The organism is Streptococcus minor DSM 17118 (assembly GCF_000377005.1).
GTDB classification, from domain to species: domain Bacteria; phylum Bacillota; class Bacilli; order Lactobacillales; family Streptococcaceae; genus Streptococcus; species Streptococcus minor.
Map to the genome: position 1 here is coordinate 171,791 of NZ_AQYB01000033.1, position 20,422 is coordinate 192,212.

The following is a 20,422-nucleotide window of genomic DNA, read 5'->3' on the forward strand; positions in this document are numbered from 1 at the left end:
TGTAGAATAAAGCAACATTTGCTATACTGAAATCATCAAAAATAAATGGAGATTAGAAATGAAAACTTTACCAAATTGCCCAAAATGCAGCTCAGAATATGTTTATGAAGATGGAGTGCTACTCATCTGTCCTGAGTGTGCCTATGAATGGAATCCAGAGGAAGTTGTAGAAGAAGAAGGTGTTGTCGCTATCGATGCCAATGGCAACCGCTTGTCAGATGGAGATACGGTCACTCTCATAAAGGATCTTAAGGTCAAAGGTGCACCCAAAGATTTAAAGCAAGGAACTCGTGTCAAGGGAATTCGCATCGTAGAAGGAGATCACAATATCGATTGTAAAATTGATGGCTTCGGTGCTATGAAATTGAAATCAGAATTCGTTAAAAAAATCTAAGGGCTGGTCCAAACCAGTCTTTTTCTAGGAAGGAATCTATGTACAAAAATAATCTTTTATTTTATTCACGTTGCCTACTAGCTATTTTGGCAGTTCTCGGCACAACTATTCAGTTATTTAAACATGGTTTTGGGATGATGATGTACTATACAGTACAATCCAACCTTTTAGTCAGCATATTTGCTATTTATATGGTAGTAGCTATGCAGCAAAATAAGGACTTACAATCGACAAAGTTTTTGCGCATCAAGGCAGCAATTACCATGTCTATCATGATTACCTTTGTCATCTATCATTTGATGCTAGCCCCTTTAGCGACTAATTTCTGGAGGGTGGAAAACATTCTTTGTCACTACATCACCCCACTGTATTTCTTTTTTGATACCTTATTGGTGGACCGTCAGCGTCAGTATAACAAGGTAGATCCGGTTTATTGGACAGCCTTACCTGTCTTTTATATGCTTTTTGCCCTCTTTAATGGTTTAGTTTTAAAATGGCCTATTCCAGATGCGAAGGATAGCCCTTTTGCCTATTACTTTATAAACGTTACGAAATATGGTTGGGGTTATGTCGCTATACATGCAGTTGTTATATTTATAGTCTACATCTTATCTGGTTATCTTCTCTACGCACTTAAGTCAATGAACTGGAAGAGTTCAAACCGGCTCTTGGTATCAAAAACCGAACGTTAGTGAAGAAAAATGAAAAAAATGTGGATTTTGAAGAAAATCATTTGTCAGTCCCTTTGTTTTTTGTTATACTGTATGAAAATAAAATCCTTTAAAAATTGTCCTGTGAGGCATTCAAGGAGTATCATGTAGAGATAGGACAACTGTGCTTTGTTGTACCTAAATTTTCTGAAGTCTCCTTGTTAAGGAGATTTTTTCTATGTCTTTTAGTCAATCTAAGATTAGAGACAGGGTAGTTGTTCGTACTTAAGCACGAACTAGAAACAATGTATTATGATTGTTGGAGGTCTTTTGATGAAAACAAAAGAAATCGTTGATGATATGACGATGAAACGCGCCATTACTCGAATAACATATGAGATTATTGAGCGCAATAAGAATCTTGAGAATGTCGTTTTGGCCGGAATTAAGACAAGAGGTGTCTTTATTGCAAAGCGAATTCAGGAGAGATTAAAACAGTTAGAAGGTATCGATGTCCCTCTGGGAGAACTCGATACAAAACATTTCCGTGATGATATGAAAGTAGATGAAGATACTACAGTCATGGTAGCTGATATCAATAATCGCGATATTATTTTAGTAGATGATGTACTATACACAGGTCGGACTATCCGTGCTGCTATTGATAATCTGGTCAGTCTGGGGCGACCATCTCGCGTCAGTTTGGCAGTTTTGATAGACAGAGGCCACAGAGAATTACCGATTCGGGCAGATTATGTTGGAAAAAATATCCCAACTAGTCGCTCAGAGGAAATCATTGTTCATATGACCGAGGTTGATGGACAAGATACAGTTCTTTTAGTAGACGCTGAATAGTTCATACATGCATCATTTTTATTAAAAAGGGTAAAAGGATATCATCATGACAATTACAAATGGAAAAGTTTCACTCAAGCACTTAGTAACAATGGAAACACTCTCTAATGAAGAAGTGCTAGGACTCATAAAACGAGGCATCCAATTCAAAAATGGTGAGGTCGATATCAATCACGATCGAACTTACTATGCCTCCAATCTTTTCTTTGAAGATTCGACACGGACGCATAAGTCTTTTGAAATGGCAGAGTTACGGCTAGGCATGGGGATGATTGACTTTGATGCTAGGACTAGTTCTGTGAACAAAGGTGAAACGCTCTATGATACGATTTTGACCATGAGTGCCCTAGGGGTGGACATCTGTGTGATTCGCCATTCAGAAGTGGATTACTACAAGCAGTTAATCGATAGCCCGACCATTCAGACTTCTATCGTCAATGGTGGTGATGGCTCTGGTCAACATCCGAGTCAGTCTCTCCTTGATTTAATGACTATCTATGAGGAATTTGGTGGTTTTGAAGGTCTAAAGATTGTCATCGCAGGTGATATTACCCATTCCCGAGTGGCGAAGTCCAATATGCAGGTCCTTAAGAGATTGGGAGCTCAAATCTACTTTACAGGTCCAAGTCAATGGTATTCTGAAGACTTTGATGTCTATGGGCAACATGTAGAAATAGATGATGTGATTGAAGAAATTGATGTCCTCATGTTGTTACGCGTACAGCATGAACGCCATGATGGACAAGATAGTTTTTCAAAAGAAGACTACAATCGCCAGTTTGGTTTGACAGAGGCTCGCTACAAACGATTGAAAGAGTCAGCGATTGTGATGCATCCAGCTCCAGTTAACCGGGATGTAGAGATTGATGATAGCTTGGTTGAGGCACCTAAGGCCCGTATTGTCCGCCAGATGACCAATGGTGTGTTTGTCCGTATGGCTATCTTGGAAGCTGTGCTCAATGGTAAGGCTTAATCCAGTGAGCCCTAGACTAGAAAGTGAAAATATGTCAAAAAGATTATTAATATTGGAAGACGGTACGATTTTTGAAGGTCAAGCCTTTGGTGCTGACATAGATGTAACTGGTGAAATTGTCTTTAATACTGGTATGACAGGCTATCAAGAATCTATCACTGATCAGTCTTATAATGGTCAGATCTTGACCTTCACCTATCCACTGGTTGGGAATTATGGGATTAATCGAGATGATTACGAATCGATTAATCCAACTTGTAAGGGTGTGGTTGTGGCAGAAGCAGCTCGTAGAGCTAGCAACTGGCGCAATCAGATGACTCTGGATGAATTTTTAAAGGCTAAGAAAATCCCAGGCATTTCTGGTGTTGACACTCGAGCTTTGACCAAGATTATTCGTCAGCATGGTACGATGCGTGCCACTTTGGCCAATGCCGGAGATTCCATTGAACATTTACTTGATCAGCTTCGTGCAACTGTATTACCAACCAACAATGTGGAACAAGTGTCTACTAAAACAGCCTATCCTGCCCCAGGAATTGGTAAAAATATCGTTCTAGTAGACTTTGGCCTCAAACATTCTATCTTGCGCGAATTATCCAAACGTAACTGTAACATTACTGTTGTGCCTTTCGATACAAAAGCTGAGGAGATTTTAAATCTTGATCCAGATGGAGTTATGCTATCCAATGGTCCAGGGAATCCAGACGATGTGCCAGAAGCATTGGATATGATTCGAGGTATTTTGGGGAAAATTCCAATTTTTGGTATCTGTATGGGACACCAGCTTTTTGCCAAAGCGAACGGGGCTGAAACCTATAAAATGAAATTTGGTCATCGAGGTTTTAACCATGCGGTGCGTGAAATTGCGACAGGACGAGTTGACTTTACCAGTCAGAACCATGGTTTTGCAGTTTCTAGAGAGAATTTCCCAGAAGAACTGATGATTACCCACGAAGAAATCAATGACCAATCTATTGAGGGAGTGCGTCATCGTCATTTCCCTGCATTCTCTGTTCAATTTCACCCAGATGCTGCTCCAGGTCCGCATGATGCTGCCTATCTCTTTGATGAATTTCTTGAGATGATTGATGCCTTCAGGTTGGAGAGAAGCAGTCGTTAATCTAGAGGACATTCTGATGAGAAGATGACAGTGAAAGGCCCGATAGAGGGTCACCTCTTGGTAAGAAGTATTTAATTCTATCCTGCGAGATAGAGAATAGAAAGGAGAGGATACGGTTCGAGAAAACGTTGGTTTTCCTATTCGAACACGCCCTAAGGACTGTGCGAAAAAGATAAACTTCGCCTTGACGCTTGTAGCGTTGGCGTCTAGTTTTCTATTTTCTCTGTGTCCTCTTAACGGGCTTTGTATCATAAATTATGCCGAAACGTACTGATATAAAAAAAATTATGGTCATTGGTTCTGGTCCGATTATCATTGGTCAAGCTGCTGAATTTGACTATGCTGGAACCCAAGCTTGTCTGGCTTTGAAGGAGGAGGGATATAGCGTAGTTTTAGTTAATTCCAATCCTGCTACCATCATGACTGATAAGGAGATTGCGGATAAGGTTTATATCGAACCAATTACCATCGAATTTGTGAGTCGGATTTTGCGTAAAGAGCGTCCAGATGCTCTTTTACCAACACTTGGTGGGCAAACTGGTCTCAACATGGCCATGGAACTGTCTAAAGCTGGTATTCTGGAGGAACTTGGGGTAGAACTCTTGGGAACTAAGTTATCGGCAATTGACCAAGCGGAGGATCGGGATCTCTTCAAGAAACTGATGGAGGATTTAAAACAGCCGATTCCAGAATCTGAAATTGTTACTACAGTTGAGGAAGCAGTGACTTTTGCTAAGACCATTGGCTATCCAGTTATCGTTCGCCCAGCTTTTACCTTGGGCGGTACTGGTGGTGGTATGTGTGCCAATGAGGATGAGTTGAGGGAAATCGCTAAGAATGGTCTGAAATTATCCCCTGTGACTCAGTGCTTGATTGAACGTTCTATTGCTGGTTTCAAGGAAATTGAGTACGAAGTGATGCGAGATGCGGCAGATAATGCCCTAGTTGTCTGTAATATGGAAAACTTTGACCCTGTGGGGATTCATACAGGAGATTCTATCGTTTTTGCGCCAACCCAGACGCTCTCAGACATTGAAAATCAACTGCTACGGGACGCTAGTCTAAGTATCATTCGTGCCCTCAAAATCGAAGGAGGCTGTAATGTGCAGCTAGCCCTAGATCCACATAGCTTCAAATATTATGTCATTGAAGTCAATCCGAGGGTATCTCGTTCCTCGGCTCTTGCTTCCAAGGCAACCGGTTACCCCATTGCTAAACTAGCTGCAAAAATCGCCGTTGGTCTAACCTTGGATGAGATGATCAATCCTGTCACTGGAACTACTTATGCTATGTTTGAACCAGCTCTAGACTACGTAGTTTCCAAGATTCCACGTTTTCCATTTGATAAGTTTGAGCACGGAGAGCGCAGTCTTGGTACCCAGATGAAGGCAACCGGTGAAGTGATGGCTATCGGTCGCAATATTGAAGAAAGTTTGCTCAAGGCTTGTCGCTCTTTAGAAATCGGTGTTTTCCATAATGAAATGCCAGAACTGGTAGAAAAATCAGATGACCAACTCATCGAAAAAATTGTCAAAGCGCAAGATGATAGGCTCTTTTACGTTTCGGAGGCTATTCGCCGAGGGTTCTCCATCGAAGAGATTGCAGAGCTAACGAAGATTGATGTCTTTTTCCTTGATAAATTGCTTCATATCTATGAAATAGAAGAAGCATTGAAAAGCAACAACAAAGATATAGAGCTCTTAAAGGAAGCCAAGCGAAATGGTTTTTCAGACCGCAAGATTGCAGAACTGTGGAATACAGACACAGCGGATGTTCGTAAACTACGTACAGAGAATAAAATAATCCCTGTTTACAAGATGGTCGATACCTGTGCGGCTGAGTTTGAATCCACAACCCCTTATTTCTACTCCACCTACGAGTGGGAAAACGAGTCTATCACGTCAGACAAGGAATCCGTTATCGTTTTAGGTTCAGGTCCTATCCGTATTGGACAAGGTGTTGAGTTTGACTATGCGACCGTACATTGTGTCAAAGCCATCCAGGCTGCAGGATATGAAGCGATTATCATGAACTCGAATCCTGAGACCGTCTCAACAGATTTCTCTGTTTCAGATAAACTTTATTTTGAGCCCCTAACTTTCGAAGATGTCATGAATGTCATTGACTTAGAACAACCAAAAGGTGTTGTTGTTCAGTTTGGTGGACAAACAGCTATTAACCTAGCAGAAAGTCTTTCTGAAGTAGGAGTGCCCATCCTGGGGACACAAGTTGCTGATTTGGATCGGGCTGAAGACAGAGACCTCTTTGAAAAAGCGCTTACGGAATTAGGTATTCCTCAACCGCCAGGACAAACAGCTAGCAATGAAGAAGAAGCGGTGCTAGCTGCTCGTAAGATTGGTTTTCCAGTCTTAGTGCGACCTTCCTATGTCCTTGGTGGTCGTGCGATGGAAATCGTGGAAAACGAAGAAGACCTTCGTTCCTATATGCGAACAGCGGTTAAAGCCAGTCCAGAACACCCAGTCTTAGTTGACTCTTATATTGTGGGTCGGGAATGCGAAGTGGATGCCATTTCGGACGGCCGTTTTGTTTTGATTCCTGGTATTATGGAACACATCGAGCGAGCTGGTGTCCATTCAGGTGACTCCATGGCAGTTTATCCACCACAAACCCTCTCCAAAGAAATTCAAGCTACTATTGCAGACTATACGAAACGTTTAGCGATAGGCCTCAACTGTATCGGTATGATGAATATCCAATTTGTCATTAAGGATGAGACTGTTTACGTTATTGAGGTTAATCCACGTGCTAGTCGGACTGTACCATTTCTATCCAAGGTGACAGATATTCCGATGGCTCAAGTTGCAACGAAGCTGATGCTGGGTCAGACTTTGGAAGAACTGGGATATGAAGATGGACTTTATCCTGAGAGTCCACAGGTTCATGTTAAAGCTCCGGTCTTCTCTTTCACAAAATTAGCTAAGGTCGATAGCTTACTCGGACCAGAAATGAAATCTACCGGTGAGGTCATGGGTTCGGATATTACCCTTGAAAAAGCTCTCTACAAGGCCTTTGAAGCCTCATATTTTCACTTGCCAGAGTTTGGTAATGTGGTATTCACCATCGCAGATGATACTAAAAAAGAAGCTCTTAAGTTGGCTAAACGCTTTGCCAACATTGGCTATGGCATCCTTGCTACCGAGGGAACAGCCAGATACTTTGCAGAACATGGATTGGACAGTATCCATGTTGCTAAGGTTGGTGAAGATATAGACAATGACATTCCTGCTTTGGTTCGTGCCAAGAAGGTTCAAGCTATTGTGAATACGGTGGGGACCAAGCGGACTGATGATGCAGTCGGAACAGCTATCCGTAGTTCAGCAATAGAACAAGGTGTTCCACTTTTTACAGCACTTGATACAGCTGATGCCATGGTCCGTGTTCTGGAAAGTCGAAGTTTCATGACGCAAGCAATATAAAACGAATATTAGTCCGAGATTTCTCGGGCTTTTTTGATGAAGAAAATGCTATACTAGAAAAAGAAAAAGTGAGAAAGCGAGTGTTTCATGAATAAACAACTAGAAGAAATGACATTAGAGGAACTGTGGCAACTTTTTCCTATTTTTTTGGTTGAACATCGTTCGGAATGGGCAGATTGGTACCAAGAAGAGAGTCATTCTTTATATAGTCAGCTGCCAGAAGGGCTGGTGAAACGAATTTCACATGTAGGGAGCACAGCTATTCCCAGCATTTGGGCAAAAAATATCGTGGATATTCTGCTGGAAGTAGCCAGCAAGGAAGACTTGCCTATCGTTGTGGACATATTGAAAGAAAAAGGCTGGCGAGTCATGTATCAAGAGTCTAACCAAAGCAGCCTCAATAAGGGCTACACCGAAGATGGTTTTGCAGACCGAGTTTTTCATCTCCATCTACGCCTTGTCGGAGACCATGACGAACTTTATTTTCGAGATTATCTGTTGGATCATCCAGATATTGCAAAGGACTACGAAGAGATGAAGCTAAGTCTCTGGAAAACATTTGAGCATGACAGAAATGGCTATACAAACGCTAAAACGACCTTCATAAAAAAATATACTCAACTGGCAAAAAAAGCCTACGAGGGGCGATATGGGAAGTAGTCTGGGAGATAATTTACATAAGTCTGATAATGGTGAGGTGCCCTCATCATTTTTTATCAATCAGAGTCAAATCATCATGAAAAGGGTTGTTAAAGTGAGTCAATCATGCTAGAATATGACTAGTAAAATCAGGAGGTTTATTATGAAGAAGAAGGTTATACTACTAAATTTTTTAGGGGTATTATTTTTTTTGACGGTATTTTTCGGGCAGCGAGTGGCTGCTGATACAGGTCTGTACCGTCTGTATCATCCAGGGTTACAAGTTCACTTGTATACGACAGATAGTAATGAGTACAAGGTTCTTGGAACAAGAGGGTGGAGTCAGGAGGGATTAGCTTGGACTACTTCCGATAAAAAAGGAGAGACTGTTTACCGTCTATATCATCCAGTTTTAAGAGTACACCTTTATACAAAGGACACAAATGAGTATAAGGTACTTGCAACAAGAGGCTGGAAACAGGAAGGAGCAAGTTACCGCTCTTATGGTAGCCTGCCTATCTACCGACTGTACCATCCAGGCATAAAAAAACACCTTTACACAAAAGATGCAAATGAAAATAAGGTACTGGGTTCAAGAGGCTGGATTCAGGAAGGTATTGCTTTTTATGGTCTAAAAACCAATGATAATATTTCCCATCATGATCCAGAAAATAAAGAAGTTTTAATTTCTGGTACAGCAAAAGATTCTGGAAATCAGCTGATTAAAAATACGACACTAACCTTGGAGATTTCTGGAAAGACAGTTGAGACCATTTCTGTACCTGCAGATGGTTATTTCTATTTTCATGTTGAGAAAAATAAGAACTATACACTAAGCGGGAAAAATTTCAAAGTTGATATCCTTGCTAAAACAGAGAATGACATTCAGTTGAAAAAGGTGACTGGTCATCTCGATTTAGGTCGTCAGTCCAGTTCATCAGCTGGCAAAGTTTTGCTTCAGCCATCAACAGCTGATTTAAAAGAAGTTACGAGTTATCAAGTGAATGAATCAGCTAAGCAGGTTGTCATACCAGTGAATCTAGAAATTCAAACTGGTGATGATATCCTTTTACCTCCTTCTGCTACATACCCAAATGGTTATGTGTTTGAGGTTGTATCAGCTACTAGTAGCAATGGACGTACGGTCATTCAGACTAAAGAAACCAGTTTTGAACAGTTGGTCAAACAAGTTTCTATAGAGAAGAAGCAGCGTCTAAATACAAGTCAATTTATAGCTACTAAAGGTTCTGTCGTCTCTGAAAGTGGAGTAATAGCGGAATCAGGTATTCAAGAAGCAGGACTAAGTATCACTAAAAAGATTGATAATGTGGATATTTCTGTCACTGTTTTGGGTGATATTGTAGCAGGGATAAACTACGATTCTCAAAATATTGACGCTACTAATATTTATGTAGTTCCCCAAGTATCTGCGAAGGTAACAGCTACTTATGATAAGAAAGCTAGCTACAATCAGACAGTTAAATTAGGTACAATTCCAGTTAACTTATATGAAAACCTGCGGGTAAATATTGATGTTTATGCTTTTATGGAAGCAGAAGGACAAGTGAAAGTAGTTTTTGTCAATGATGCTACAATTAATAGCGAAGTTGGAATTAAAAATAAACAAGCCTATATGAACCCATCAACCAATCTTTCGTCTACACTGGACTTGAAAATGAATGGTAAAGTTCGTGTGGGACCAAAGGTTGCGTTTAAACCAGGTATTGCTCAAATTGACTTAGCTACGTTTGATATAGCAGTCGGCTCAGCTGTTGATGGCCAATTTGAAGCAAAAGTTGTCAGCAAGGATTTGGCAAAACCTACGGTAGAAAAAGCTAAGGGGAAGGCAACCTTCTTTGCTAATGTCAAATCTGGTTATCATGCTGAAATTGGAAGTAGTAGAGGGAAATCTATCAAGCTAGATGGTCGTTTCAAGGATAAAGAATTGATGAGATATAGCCTATCAGGAACTACAACTAGCTCATCATCAAACACGAAGCCATCGTCGAGTACGAAGCCATCGTCGAGTACGAAGCCATCATCGAGTACGAAACCATCATCGAGTACGAAACCATCGTCGAGTACGAAACCATCATCAAACGATTCCCAGTCAACAACAACTACAACAACGACCACAACAACGACAACCGAAACAACAACGACAAGCCCAAATACCAATGTAGATGACATCACAGTTCCAAATACAGTTTCTGATTTTGAATGGATAGATATTGATGATACACCGTACTTTAAATCTTATGAGACCTACATTGATTCTTCTAATAAAATCAATTGGTTGAGGGATAAAAAAGGTATTGTGATTACAAAGTACAAGGGTACGAGAAAAAATGTTCATATCCCTGCGTCTATCAATGGTAAAGACGTTGTCGGAATTGGAACCCTTAGTACAGACAACAAGACTGTCAATGTAACGGGTGTTTTTGAGGAAAAAGACATTGCACAAGTTCAATTACCAGACTCACTAATATTTATCGGAAAAAGCAGTTTTGAGGGCAATCAACTGACTAACGTTAATCTTCCTTTGAATCTCATCTTGGTAGCAGAAAATGCATTCTATCGAAATAATATTACTTCTCTCCGGACACAAGGAAATTTGAGTCGGATTTTAGATAGCGCATTCGCAGAAAATCATATCAAGCAAGTAAACCTACAACACGGTCTAACTTATATTGGTGCAGGTGCTTTTTATCAAAATGCCCTTGAAAGTGTGGTAATACCAGACACAGTTGTTACGATTGGTACTATGGATGGAGAAGATGCTGACGGAGCATTTATGAATAATGAATTAACCTCAGTTCAATTATCCAAAAATATTCAAAGGATTGGTCAAAATACGTTTGCCTATAATCAAATAACTGAAATCCATTTACCTGCAACCTTGAAAAAGATTGGAAAAGGAGCATTTAGGGAAAATCAACTGACAAATATCAGTTTGCCACCTAGTGTCACAGAAATAGATGATGAAGTATTTCAGAATAACCAATTGACGAACGCAAGTATTCCTGCAAGTGTGACAGCCATTGGCTCACATGCTTTTTATCGAAATCAGCTAAACAGCATTACTCTTCCGCAAAATCTAACCACCATTGGAGATGGTGCATTTAGTGGAAACCGCCTAGCTGGTTTAGACATCCCTAATACTGTGAAATCTATTGGTCAAAATGCCTTTTCTTATAATCAACTCGTGGCATTGATTATTCCATCGAATGTTACGACCATTGGCGTAGAAGCATTTAGCAATAATTTGTTAACACAAGTTGCTATACAACCTGGTCTCACAAAAATTGAAGGTGGTGTATTCTCAGATAATCAGATAAGCAGTATCACCATCCCTCTAACGGTCACCGAGATCGAGTACAATGCATTCTTTAACAATCAATTAGCTAGTCTAACTCTTCCAAATTCAGTCACAAGCGTCGGACAGCTAGCATTTGCAAATAACCATCTTGTGTCTGTTACGATTCCAAATTCAGTTACCAAGATGGCACTAGGTGCATTTGTAGAAAATAGATTGGAATCAGTTGAGCTCCCATCTCACTTACAACATCAAGCAGATCCAATCATGCAAGATGTTTTTGACTCAGATGTACGCATCACTTATCGACCATAATGTCTTAATCCCTCATCAAATGGTGAGGGATTTTTAGTTTTGACTTCATGTGGTATAATCATACCATGATTATTTCAACAAGCTCTAGACTGACAATAGCTCTGGAAAAACAGGCCCTTGAACTGGCCGCAACATTAAACCTTGAATACATACCGCGCAAGAAACGCTCTTTAGCCCAGTTACAGGAAATTCACGGTTCTGTACTTTTGGTGACACAGGAAAGACTGAGCTTAGAGTATCGAAATGGCCATTCCTTTGCTTTTCATCCGGATACAGCCATGTTGCGGATGAAAGCGCCACGTGATCCCTTGATAGAGATAGTTGGTTCAGAAAAAATGTCTGTTTTAGACACCACTATGGGATTGGCCAGTGATGCGATTGTTTTGTCCTATGCAGGGCATGAGGTGACAGCCCTAGAAAGTCAACCTCTCATCCATACCATTGTTGCGCGTGGTCTGCAAACCTTTGAGACGGGTCATCCAGCCATCAATCAAGCCATGAGAAGAATTCGCACCCACTGCATTGATTCCCTATCTTTCTTGAAAAACCAGTCCGATCATTCTGTTGACATTATTTATTGCGATCCCATGTTTTCTGAAAACATCACCGAATCAGAAAATCTCTCTGGATTAAAGCCTTTGGCTAATTATAAAAAACTATCGATAGAATTTCTGACAGAATGCAAGCGAGTGGCCAGGAAAAAAATTATTCTCAAGGCTCACTTTAGAGACACAGTCTTCGAAGACTTTGGTTTTGTACGCTATGTTAGACCGTATCAGAAGTTTCATTATGGCGAAATTATGTTAGGAGAAGAAGATGCAAGCTAGGAATCGCGTGAAAAAGATGGAAAAAATCCTCAATCGTCAGTTGTATTTGACAGATCAGTTGACGACTCTTTTAACAGAAGTAGAGGATTCTCAGGATGATTTTAATGCACTCTTGGCCTATTATCAGAGCCAGACTTATATGGAAGACTTATCCTTGGAAGAAAAAGGTCATTTTAACGATTTACCTCGTGGAATTTTGAGTGAGGATGGCATCTACAATTTACTCTTTGATAGGAGAGAATTATCTGAGAAACTCTATAAAGTGGCCAATGAACTAGAACTTTAAAAATAATTTTAGACTGTCAAGTTTTTTTCTTGACACTCTGATTTATTATGCTATAATGGTTAAAGTGAGTTGAAAGACTCAAACAAAAATATTAAATATTAGAAAAGAGACATACCTAAAATGGCAGTAAAAATCCGTTTGACTCGCATGGGTTCTAAAAAGAAACCTTTCTACCGTATCAATGTGGCTGATTCACGTTCTCCACGTGATGGTCGCTTTATCGAAACTGTTGGTACTTACAACCCATTGGTTGCAGAAAACCAAGTAACTCTTAAAGAAGATCGTATTCTTGACTGGTTGGCAAAAGGTGCGCAACCTTCAGATACTGTTCGTAGCATCCTTTCAAATGCTGGTGTGATGAAGAAATTCCACAACCAAAAATTCTCAAAATAATCTCAGAATAAGAAGTAAGCGAGAACACTTATGGACATGATTGAAAATCTTATTATTGCAATTGTGAAACCCTTGATTTCACAACCGGATAGCTTAACGATTAAAATCGTTGATACACCTGAATTTTTAGAATACCATTTGGATCTGGATCAGTCTGATATCGGTCGTGTTATTGGTAGAAAAGGTCGCACAATTTCTGCGATTAGAACGATTGTCTACTCTGTTCCAACAAGTGATAAAAAAGTTCGTCTTGTTATTGATGAGAAATAAACATAATGGTCCTTTTTGGATCATTTTTTATTGTTCTCAAACGAATCACCGGAAGTTACCAGCCTATCTAAGACAGTTTATTCACTTCTAATCCTGTTGAGAAAATACCCTGTTCATGTTAGAATAGAGAAAATATTTGTTTTGGAGAGTCTATGAATTATTTTAATGTTGGCAAAATCGTCAATACCCAAGGTTTGCAAGGTGAGCTACGAGTGATGAGTGTGACAGATTTTGCAGAAGAACGCTTTAAGAAGGGAAGCAAGCTGTCTCTTTTTAATGAAAAAGACCACTTTGTGATGGAAGTGGAAGTTGCTAGTCATCGTAAGCAGAAGAATTTTGACATCGTCAAATTCAAAGGACTATATCATATCAATGATGTGGAAAAATACAAGGGCCACTCCCTCAAGGTGGCTGAGGAAGACCTGGCTAATTTGGGTGAGGATGAGTTTTACTATCATGAGATTATCGGTCTGGATGTCTATGAAAAGGATATTCTTATCGGTCAAATTAAGGAGATTTTGCAACCAGGTGCAAATGATGTCTGGGTGGTTCAGCGAAAAGGGAAGCGCGATCTTCTTTTACCCTATATTCCGCCTGTCGTCCTCAAGGTTGATATTCCAAATGGCCGTGTAGAAGTGGATATCATGGAAGGATTGGATGATGAAGATTGATATTTTAACGCTCTTTCCAGAAATGTTTGCCCCACTAGAGCACTCTATCGTCGGAAAAGCCAAGGAAAAGGGCTTGCTAGAGATTACCTATCACAATTTTCGTGACTATGCTGAGAAAGCGCGTCACGTAGATGATGAGCCCTACGGTGGTGGACAAGGCATGTTGCTCCGAGCGCAGCCGATTTTTGATACCATTGAGAAGATTGATGCCAAGCAGCCTCGGATTATCTTGCTAGATCCAGCTGGCCGCCGCTTTGATCAGGCCTTTGCGGAAGAATTGGCCCGGGAAGAGCAGTTGATTTTCATTTGTGGCCACTATGAAGGGTATGATGAGCGCATCAAGACTCTAGTGACAGACGAGATTTCACTAGGAGATTTTGTTCTTACAGGTGGTGAGCTAGCTGCCATGACCATGGTGGATGCCACAGTCCGCCTGATTCCAGAGGTGATTGGCAAGGAGGCCAGCCACCAGGATGACAGCTTTTCTTCTGGGCTCTTGGAATATCCTCAGTATACACGCCCTTACGATTTTCGGGGGATGACCGTGCCAGATGTCTTGATGAGTGGCCACCATGAGAATATCCGCAAGTGGCGTCTCTATGAAAGTTTTAAAAAAACCTACCAACGCAGGCCTGACTTGTTGGAAAACTATACTTTTTCTGATGAAGAAAGGGCCATTTTGGACCAGATTAAGGAAGAATTGCAATGAAAATTCTCTGTCTGCATGGCATCGGACAAACAGGCCAGGCCTGGAAGCAAGTGATGGACTTCTTGCCAGAACATGATCTTGTGGCACTTGAATTATTTGAAAATGGCCGTCTGCCAGAAGATTACCAGCATCTGGTGGCCAAAGTGCGCGGCCTTCTGGAGGCTGAACAAGACGACTTTATCCTGCTGGGTCTGTCTTTAGGGGCCAGTTTGATTTATAGCCTTTTGGATCAGCCTCTGGCTCGTCTTAAAGGGATTGTAGCCTGTGCAGGGCAGTATAAGCTAAAGGGAAATCTTCCTTACCAGCTGCAAGGCTTCATTTTCAAAGTCATGCCAGGATCTGCCTTTGCCAAAAAAGGCTTTGATAAGGCCAACTTGATTGGCTTTTATGAGTCCATGATGGGCTTGGATTTGACAGAGGCACTCAGCAAGAGCCAGTTGCCTGCCTTGGTGGTTTGCGGTCAGAAGGATTTCTTTAATGTCAAGTCTTCAAAAGCGGTAGCAAGCCTCATGCCAAAGGCTCAATTTCAGATGATTCCAGCTGCTGGCCATCTCCTGACGGATGATGCACCTGAGGCCTTGGCTGATTTGGTGCGAGGATTTTTAGCACAAGTTAAGTAGCAAATAGAAAAGTTCAGAAGCACTGTCACGAGGTGCTTCTTCTGGTAGAAAGGAAGAAAAATGGTTCAATTTAGAAAAGATTTGGAAGACTTTGAGAGTTATAAGATTGAAAAGATAGCCAAACACAATCTAGGTGACAATGAAAACCGGCTGATTGACTGGTCTGGTCTACTGGAAGAGGCTATGACAGATATTTCCCTTTCTGACTTGCTCTACTATGGAGACAATCAGTATAGCGACCTCATCAACGCCTATGCAGCCTATATTGGAGTAAAACCAAGGCAGGTAGTGCAAGGAGTTGGATCTGACCAGATGATTCATACGATTATCACTACATTTTTGAAAGCTGGTGATGTTATTTTAACGGTGGAACCTGATTTCTTCATGTATTCTGTTTTTTCTCAAATTCATGGCGTGAATATCTCATCCTATCCGCTCGATTGGCAGAATGGACTCCCGAGTTTGTCTGCAGATAAAATCTTGGCTTATGCAACAGAAGTCGACGCTAAGCTCATTATGTTGTCCAATCCTAACAATCCCCTATCAATGGCTTTTGAAGTAACAGAATTGGAAAAAATTATAGCTGGCTTCAATGGTCTAGTGGTAGTCGATGAGGCCTATATTGACTTTGCAGATATAGATTCCTTGGTAGATAAAATCAATATTTATGATAACTTGATTGTACTACGAACTTTATCAAAAGCCTTTGGTCTCGCAGGTCTGCGTATGGGATTTGCTCTTTGTGATCAGCGTTTAGCTTATGAATTAGACAAGGTCTTGGCACCCTATAGCATGCCCAATATGACTGCTAAAATTGGAGCTAAAGCTTTAAAGCATGGTGATAAGGTTGAAGAATCAGTAGCAGCTATTAAGGAAATTCGTCAAGATTTTATGGATTTTCTAAGGACACAGCCAGATCTCCATCTTCTACCTAGTCAGGCAAATTTTGTAGCCTTTACAGCACCGTATGCCAAGTCCATCTACGATGCTGCTCTAGCTGAGGATTTTAATTTTAAATATTATGTCAAGGGGGCTATGAAAGGTTATATTCGTATGGGTATCGGTAAAGCGGATGAAATGGAGTTAATGAAGACTATCATTTCTCATGTGATTTCAAAGAAGTAGTAGAGAGCAAGAGCTCTCTTATTTTTTTGAAAGACTAGGATAGTTTTTCACTAAAAAACAAATAAAAAGATAAAAAACGAAACAATTTGATAGATTTTGGTAGAAAATGGTTGACAAAGAAAGAAAATAATGTATAATAGAAACTGTAATCGGTTTCAGGGAGGTGAGTTCTATTTTAAAATCTGAACGGAAACAATTGATTTTAGACGAAATCAAGGAAAAACAGTTTCTTCAGTTGGAAGAAATGGTCCGACTACTAGATAGCTCAGAATCTACTGTCAGAAGGGATTTGGATGAGCTGGAATCGGAAGGACACCTGCGGCGCGTTCATGGTGGTGCAGAGGTTGTTTCCAAATTACAGACGGAAGAATCCATTCAGGAAAAATCTATCAAAAACGTTCAAGAAAAGTCAGAAATTGCTCAAAAGGCTCTTTCTTTGATTGAAGATGGTGATGTGGTTTTTATTGATGCGGGTACGACAACAGCCTTACTAGTAGACATGCTCTATCAAGACAATTTAAAAGTGGTTACTGATTCGATTCACCATGCTACCAAACTGGTTGACAAACAATTTAAAACAATCATCATCGGTGGTTTTGTCAAACAGTCGACAGATGCCAGCATTGGCAGAGTGGCTGTAGAGCAAATTGCTCAACTAAATTTTGATAAGGCTTTTATCGGTATGAATGGTGTGGACGAGCACTACCTCACGACACCTGACATCGAAGAAGCCATCATCAAGAAGACCATTATTGAAAATGCGCAAAAAACCTATGTTCTCTTGGATAGTTCTAAGATTGGACAGGTATCTTTTGCCAAGGTAGAGCGGATTGAAAAAGTAAGTTTGCTTACTAATCAGTCTGATGGAGCCCTTGTGAAAAAAATAAAGGAAAAAACGGAGGTAATTGAAGTATGATATACACCGTTACCCTCAATCCTTCCATTGACTATATCGTACGTCTGGATAAGCTGGATATTGGTTCTGTTAACCGGATGGAGAGCGATGATAAATATGCTGGAGGAAAAGGGATCAACGTTTCCCGTATCTTGCAACGCCTGAACATTGACAATACCGCGACTGGCTTTATCGGTGGATTCACAGGGCATTTCCTTGAAGAAAGTTTGATGGCTGAGGGAATCACCACAAATTTTGTAGAAGTGGAAGAAGATACCCGTATCAATGTGAAAGTTAAGGCTGGTGTCGAGACAGAAATCAATGGAGTTGGTCCAACAATTTCTCAAGAAAAGTTGGATGAATTGAAAAATATTTTATCTGATTTAACTCCAGAGGATACCGTGGTCTTTGCCGGTTCAGCTCCAAGTAGTTTGGGAAATAAAATTTACAAGACTTTGATTCCACTAGCACGTAAAAGTGGAGCTCAAGTGGTCTGCGATTTTGAAGGACAAACCCTTTTGGATTCCTTAGAGTATCAACCTCTCTTGGTCAAACCCAATAATCATGAGTTAGCTGATATCTTTGGTGTCGAGCTTCGAGGTTTAGCTGATATTGAAAAATATGCCCGCTTACTTTTAGACCGGGGTGCAAAAAATGTCATTATTTCTATGGCTGGTGATGGGGCCCTCCTCGTCACAGCAGAAGCAGCATACTTTGCAAAACCTATCAAGGGAATTGTAAAGAATTCTGTTGGAGCTGGAGATTCCATGGTCGCTGGTTTCACAGGCGAATTTGTCACATCAGGTGATCCAGTTCAAGCCCTTAAATGGGGTGTAGCCTGCGGGACAGCAACCACTTTCTCAGATGATCTAGCAACCGCAACATTTATAAAAGAAATTTATGAAAAAGTAGAGGTAGAAACATTATGAAAATCCAAGACCTTCTGAATAAAGAAGTTATGATTTTAGACTTGAAAGCGACTTCAAAAGAAGCAGCAATTGATGAAATGATTACCAACCTTGTCAATAAAGGGGTGGTGACTGATTTCGATATTTTTAAAACAGGTATCATGAATCGTGAAGCTCAGACTTCCACTGGCTTAGGTGATGGGATTGCCATGCCTCATAGTAAAAATGCAGCAGTCAAAGAAGCAACTGTGCTCTTTGCTAAGTCAGCTACTGGTGTGGACTACGAGTCTCTGGATGGGGCACCAACGGACCTATTCTTTATGATTGCAGCTCCAGAAGGAGCCAATGACACTCACTTGGCTGCTTTGGCTGAATTGTCTAAATACCTATTGAAAGATGGCTTTGCAGACAAATTGCGCAAGGTTACATCAGCTGATGAACTCATCGCTACCTTTGATGCAGCAGAAGCAGCTGATCAAGTTGCTGATCAACCACAAGGTAAGGAAGATAATCAAGACTTTATCGTAGCAGTTACAGCTTGTACAACAGGGATTGCTCATACTTATATGGCAGAAGAGGCCCTCAAGAAAACTGCAGCTGAACTAGGTGTAGCCATCAAGGTTGAAACCAATGGAGCTTCAGGTGTTGGAAATAAACTGACAGCAGCAGATATTGCCAATGCTAAAGGTGTTATCATTGCAGCAGATAAAGCAGTTGACATGGCTCGATTCAACGGTAAACCTCTTGTCAATCGTCCAGTGGCAGATGGTATCAAGAAATCCGAAGAGTTGATTAACCTTATTGTATCTGGGCAGGCTGATACCTATGTTGCAAAAGAAGGAGCAGCGAGCGTGCAATCGGAAGAAAACTTATCAGTAGGTCAAGCTTTCTATAAGCACCTGATGAGCGGTGTATCTCAAATGTTGCCATTTGTTATCGGTGGTGGTATCATGATTGCCTTAGCCTTTCTGTTTGATAATATTATGGGGATCCCTGCAGAAAACCTAGGGAATCTTGGATCCTACCATGAAATTTCAGCTATCTTTATGAAGATTGGTCAAGCGGCTTTTGGTTTCATGGTTCCAGTCTTTGCTGGTTATGTAGCTTATTCAATTGCTGAAAAACCAGGTTTGGTTTCAGGTTTCGTAGCTGGTGCTATTGCATCAAGTGGTTTGGCTTATGGTAAAATCCCATACGCAGCTGGTGGTGAAGCAACTGCATCTCTAGCAGGTGTTCCGTCAGGCTTCCTTGGGGCCCTAGTTGGTGGTTTCCTTGCAGGTTTTGTTGTCTTGGGTCTGAAAAAATATGTTAAGGTACCACGTTCTCTAGAAGGGGCTAAATCTATCCTAATCTTGCCGCTCTTCGGCGTTATCATCACTGGACTTCTGATGTTAGCTGTCAATATTCCAATGTCAGCTATCAATACAGCACTTAATGATTTCTTGAACAGCCTATCCGGTAGTTCAGCAGTCCTCCTTGGCCTTTTGGTTGGTGGAATGATGGCAGTAGATATGGGTGGTCCAATCAATAAGGCAGCCTATGTATTTGGTACAGGTACTCTAGCAGCGTCTGTCAATAGTGGCGGGTCAATTGTCATGGCGGCAGTTATGGCTGGTGGTATGGTGCCACCGTTAGCGGTCTTTATCGCAACCCTACTTTACAAAAACAAGTTTAACCAAGAAGAACGCGATGCTGGTTTGACAAATATCATCATGGGTCTATCTTTCATTACAGAAGGAGCGATTCCATTTGCAGCAGCTGACCCCGCACGTGCTATCCCAAGCTTCATAGCTGGTTCTGCCTTGACAGGTGCCTTGGTTGGTCTATCAGGTATTAAACTGATAGCTCCTCATGGTGGTGTCTTTGTAATTGCCCTCACTAGCAACCCGTTCCTCTATCTGGCTTATGTATTGGTTGGTGCTGTGGTTTCAGGTGTTCTCTTCGGCTACTTGCGTAAGGCTAAATAGATAGCATATGAACTCCTTCGGGAGTTCTTTTTTTTGAAAAAATCCTATCGCT

Annotated in this window: 19 protein-coding genes; all 19 read left to right on the forward strand. The window is 40.9% G+C overall.

The genetic code is table 11. The annotated features are described in order from the left end of the window. Positions 1 to 58 precede the first annotated feature (58 nt). The 19 genes from F602_RS0107185 to F602_RS0107275 all read left to right on the forward strand — a co-directional run bounded on the left by F602_RS0107185 (position 59) and on the right by F602_RS0107275 (position 20,370). Positions 59 to 394 (forward strand): zinc ribbon domain-containing protein YjdM, encoded by a 336-nt coding sequence (locus F602_RS0107185; protein WP_018167291.1) that lies wholly within the window; start codon positions 59 to 61, stop codon positions 392 to 394. Between the two features lie 38 nt (positions 395 to 432). Beyond that, positions 433 to 1,086, forward strand: coding sequence for a Pr6Pr family membrane protein (locus tag F602_RS0107190; RefSeq protein ID WP_018167292.1), 654 nt, complete (start codon positions 433 to 435; stop codon positions 1,084 to 1,086). Positions 1,087 to 1,377: 291 nt separating this feature from the next. Beyond that, a complete protein-coding gene (gene pyrR, locus F602_RS0107195; protein ID WP_018167293.1) occupies positions 1,378 to 1,899 on the forward strand; it encodes a bifunctional pyr operon transcriptional regulator/uracil phosphoribosyltransferase PyrR in 522 nt (173 codons plus the stop codon). A 46-nt stretch (positions 1,900 to 1,945) separates the two neighbouring features. Further along, entirely contained in the window at positions 1,946 to 2,872 is a 927-nt protein-coding gene (locus F602_RS0107200; RefSeq protein WP_018167294.1) for an aspartate carbamoyltransferase catalytic subunit, read from the forward strand. Positions 2,873 to 2,903: 31 nt separating this feature from the next. After that, positions 2,904 to 3,992, forward strand: coding sequence for a carbamoyl phosphate synthase small subunit (locus tag F602_RS0107205; protein WP_018167295.1), 1,089 nt, complete (start codon positions 2,904 to 2,906; stop codon positions 3,990 to 3,992). A gap of 257 nt (positions 3,993 to 4,249) precedes the next feature. Further along, positions 4,250 to 7,429, forward strand: coding sequence for a carbamoyl-phosphate synthase large subunit (carB, locus tag F602_RS0107210; RefSeq protein ID WP_026183358.1), 3,180 nt, complete (start codon positions 4,250 to 4,252; stop codon positions 7,427 to 7,429). Between the two features lie 87 nt (positions 7,430 to 7,516). Then, positions 7,517 to 8,089, forward strand: a complete 573-nt coding sequence (locus F602_RS0107215) for a GrpB family protein (RefSeq protein ID WP_018167297.1) — start codon at positions 7,517 to 7,519, stop codon at positions 8,087 to 8,089. A gap of 142 nt (positions 8,090 to 8,231) precedes the next feature. After that, entirely contained in the window at positions 8,232 to 11,699 is a 3,468-nt protein-coding gene (locus F602_RS10635; protein WP_018167298.1) for a leucine-rich repeat protein, read from the forward strand. 65 nt (positions 11,700 to 11,764) lie between these two features. Next, a complete protein-coding gene (locus tag F602_RS0107225; protein ID WP_018167299.1) occupies positions 11,765 to 12,526 on the forward strand; it encodes a class I SAM-dependent methyltransferase in 762 nt (253 codons plus the stop codon). Next, positions 12,516 to 12,812, forward strand: coding sequence for a DUF4298 domain-containing protein (locus F602_RS0107230; protein WP_018167300.1), 297 nt, complete (start codon positions 12,516 to 12,518; stop codon positions 12,810 to 12,812). Before F602_RS0107225 ends, F602_RS0107230 begins: the two co-directional genes overlap by 11 nt. 120 nt (positions 12,813 to 12,932) lie before the next feature. Then, positions 12,933 to 13,205: a 30S ribosomal protein S16 gene (gene rpsP / locus F602_RS0107235; protein ID WP_018167301.1), complete on the forward strand. Its 273-nt coding sequence runs from the start codon at positions 12,933 to 12,935 to the stop codon at positions 13,203 to 13,205. Between the two features lie 30 nt (positions 13,206 to 13,235). After that, entirely contained in the window at positions 13,236 to 13,475 is a 240-nt protein-coding gene (locus F602_RS0107240; RefSeq protein WP_018167302.1) for a KH domain-containing protein, read from the forward strand. A 152-nt stretch (positions 13,476 to 13,627) separates the two neighbouring features. Then, positions 13,628 to 14,146 (forward strand): ribosome maturation factor RimM, encoded by a 519-nt coding sequence (rimM, locus tag F602_RS0107245; protein ID WP_018167303.1) that lies wholly within the window; start codon positions 13,628 to 13,630, stop codon positions 14,144 to 14,146. Beyond that, positions 14,136 to 14,855: a tRNA (guanosine(37)-N1)-methyltransferase TrmD gene (gene trmD, locus F602_RS0107250; protein ID WP_026183359.1), complete on the forward strand. Its 720-nt coding sequence runs from the start codon at positions 14,136 to 14,138 to the stop codon at positions 14,853 to 14,855. The genes rimM and trmD overlap by 11 nt, the downstream gene beginning before the upstream one ends. After that, entirely contained in the window at positions 14,852 to 15,475 is a 624-nt protein-coding gene (locus F602_RS0107255; protein WP_018167305.1) for an alpha/beta fold hydrolase, read from the forward strand. Before trmD ends, F602_RS0107255 begins: the two co-directional genes overlap by 4 nt. 60 nt (positions 15,476 to 15,535) lie before the next feature. Continuing rightward, positions 15,536 to 16,600 carry a pyridoxal phosphate-dependent aminotransferase gene (locus tag F602_RS0107260; RefSeq protein ID WP_018167306.1) on the forward strand — a complete coding sequence of 355 codons (1,065 nt, stop codon included), beginning with the start codon at positions 15,536 to 15,538 and terminating at the stop codon, positions 16,598 to 16,600. A gap of 163 nt (positions 16,601 to 16,763) precedes the next feature. Next, a complete protein-coding gene (locus F602_RS0107265; RefSeq protein WP_018167307.1) occupies positions 16,764 to 17,516 on the forward strand; it encodes a DeoR/GlpR family DNA-binding transcription regulator in 753 nt (250 codons plus the stop codon). Next, a complete protein-coding gene (gene pfkB / locus F602_RS0107270; RefSeq protein ID WP_018167308.1) occupies positions 17,513 to 18,424 on the forward strand; it encodes a 1-phosphofructokinase in 912 nt (303 codons plus the stop codon). Before F602_RS0107265 ends, pfkB begins: the two co-directional genes overlap by 4 nt. Further along, positions 18,421 to 20,370, forward strand: coding sequence for a PTS fructose transporter subunit IIABC (locus F602_RS0107275; RefSeq protein ID WP_018167309.1), 1,950 nt, complete (start codon positions 18,421 to 18,423; stop codon positions 20,368 to 20,370). The genes pfkB and F602_RS0107275 overlap by 4 nt, the downstream gene beginning before the upstream one ends. Positions 20,371 to 20,422 lie beyond the last annotated feature (52 nt).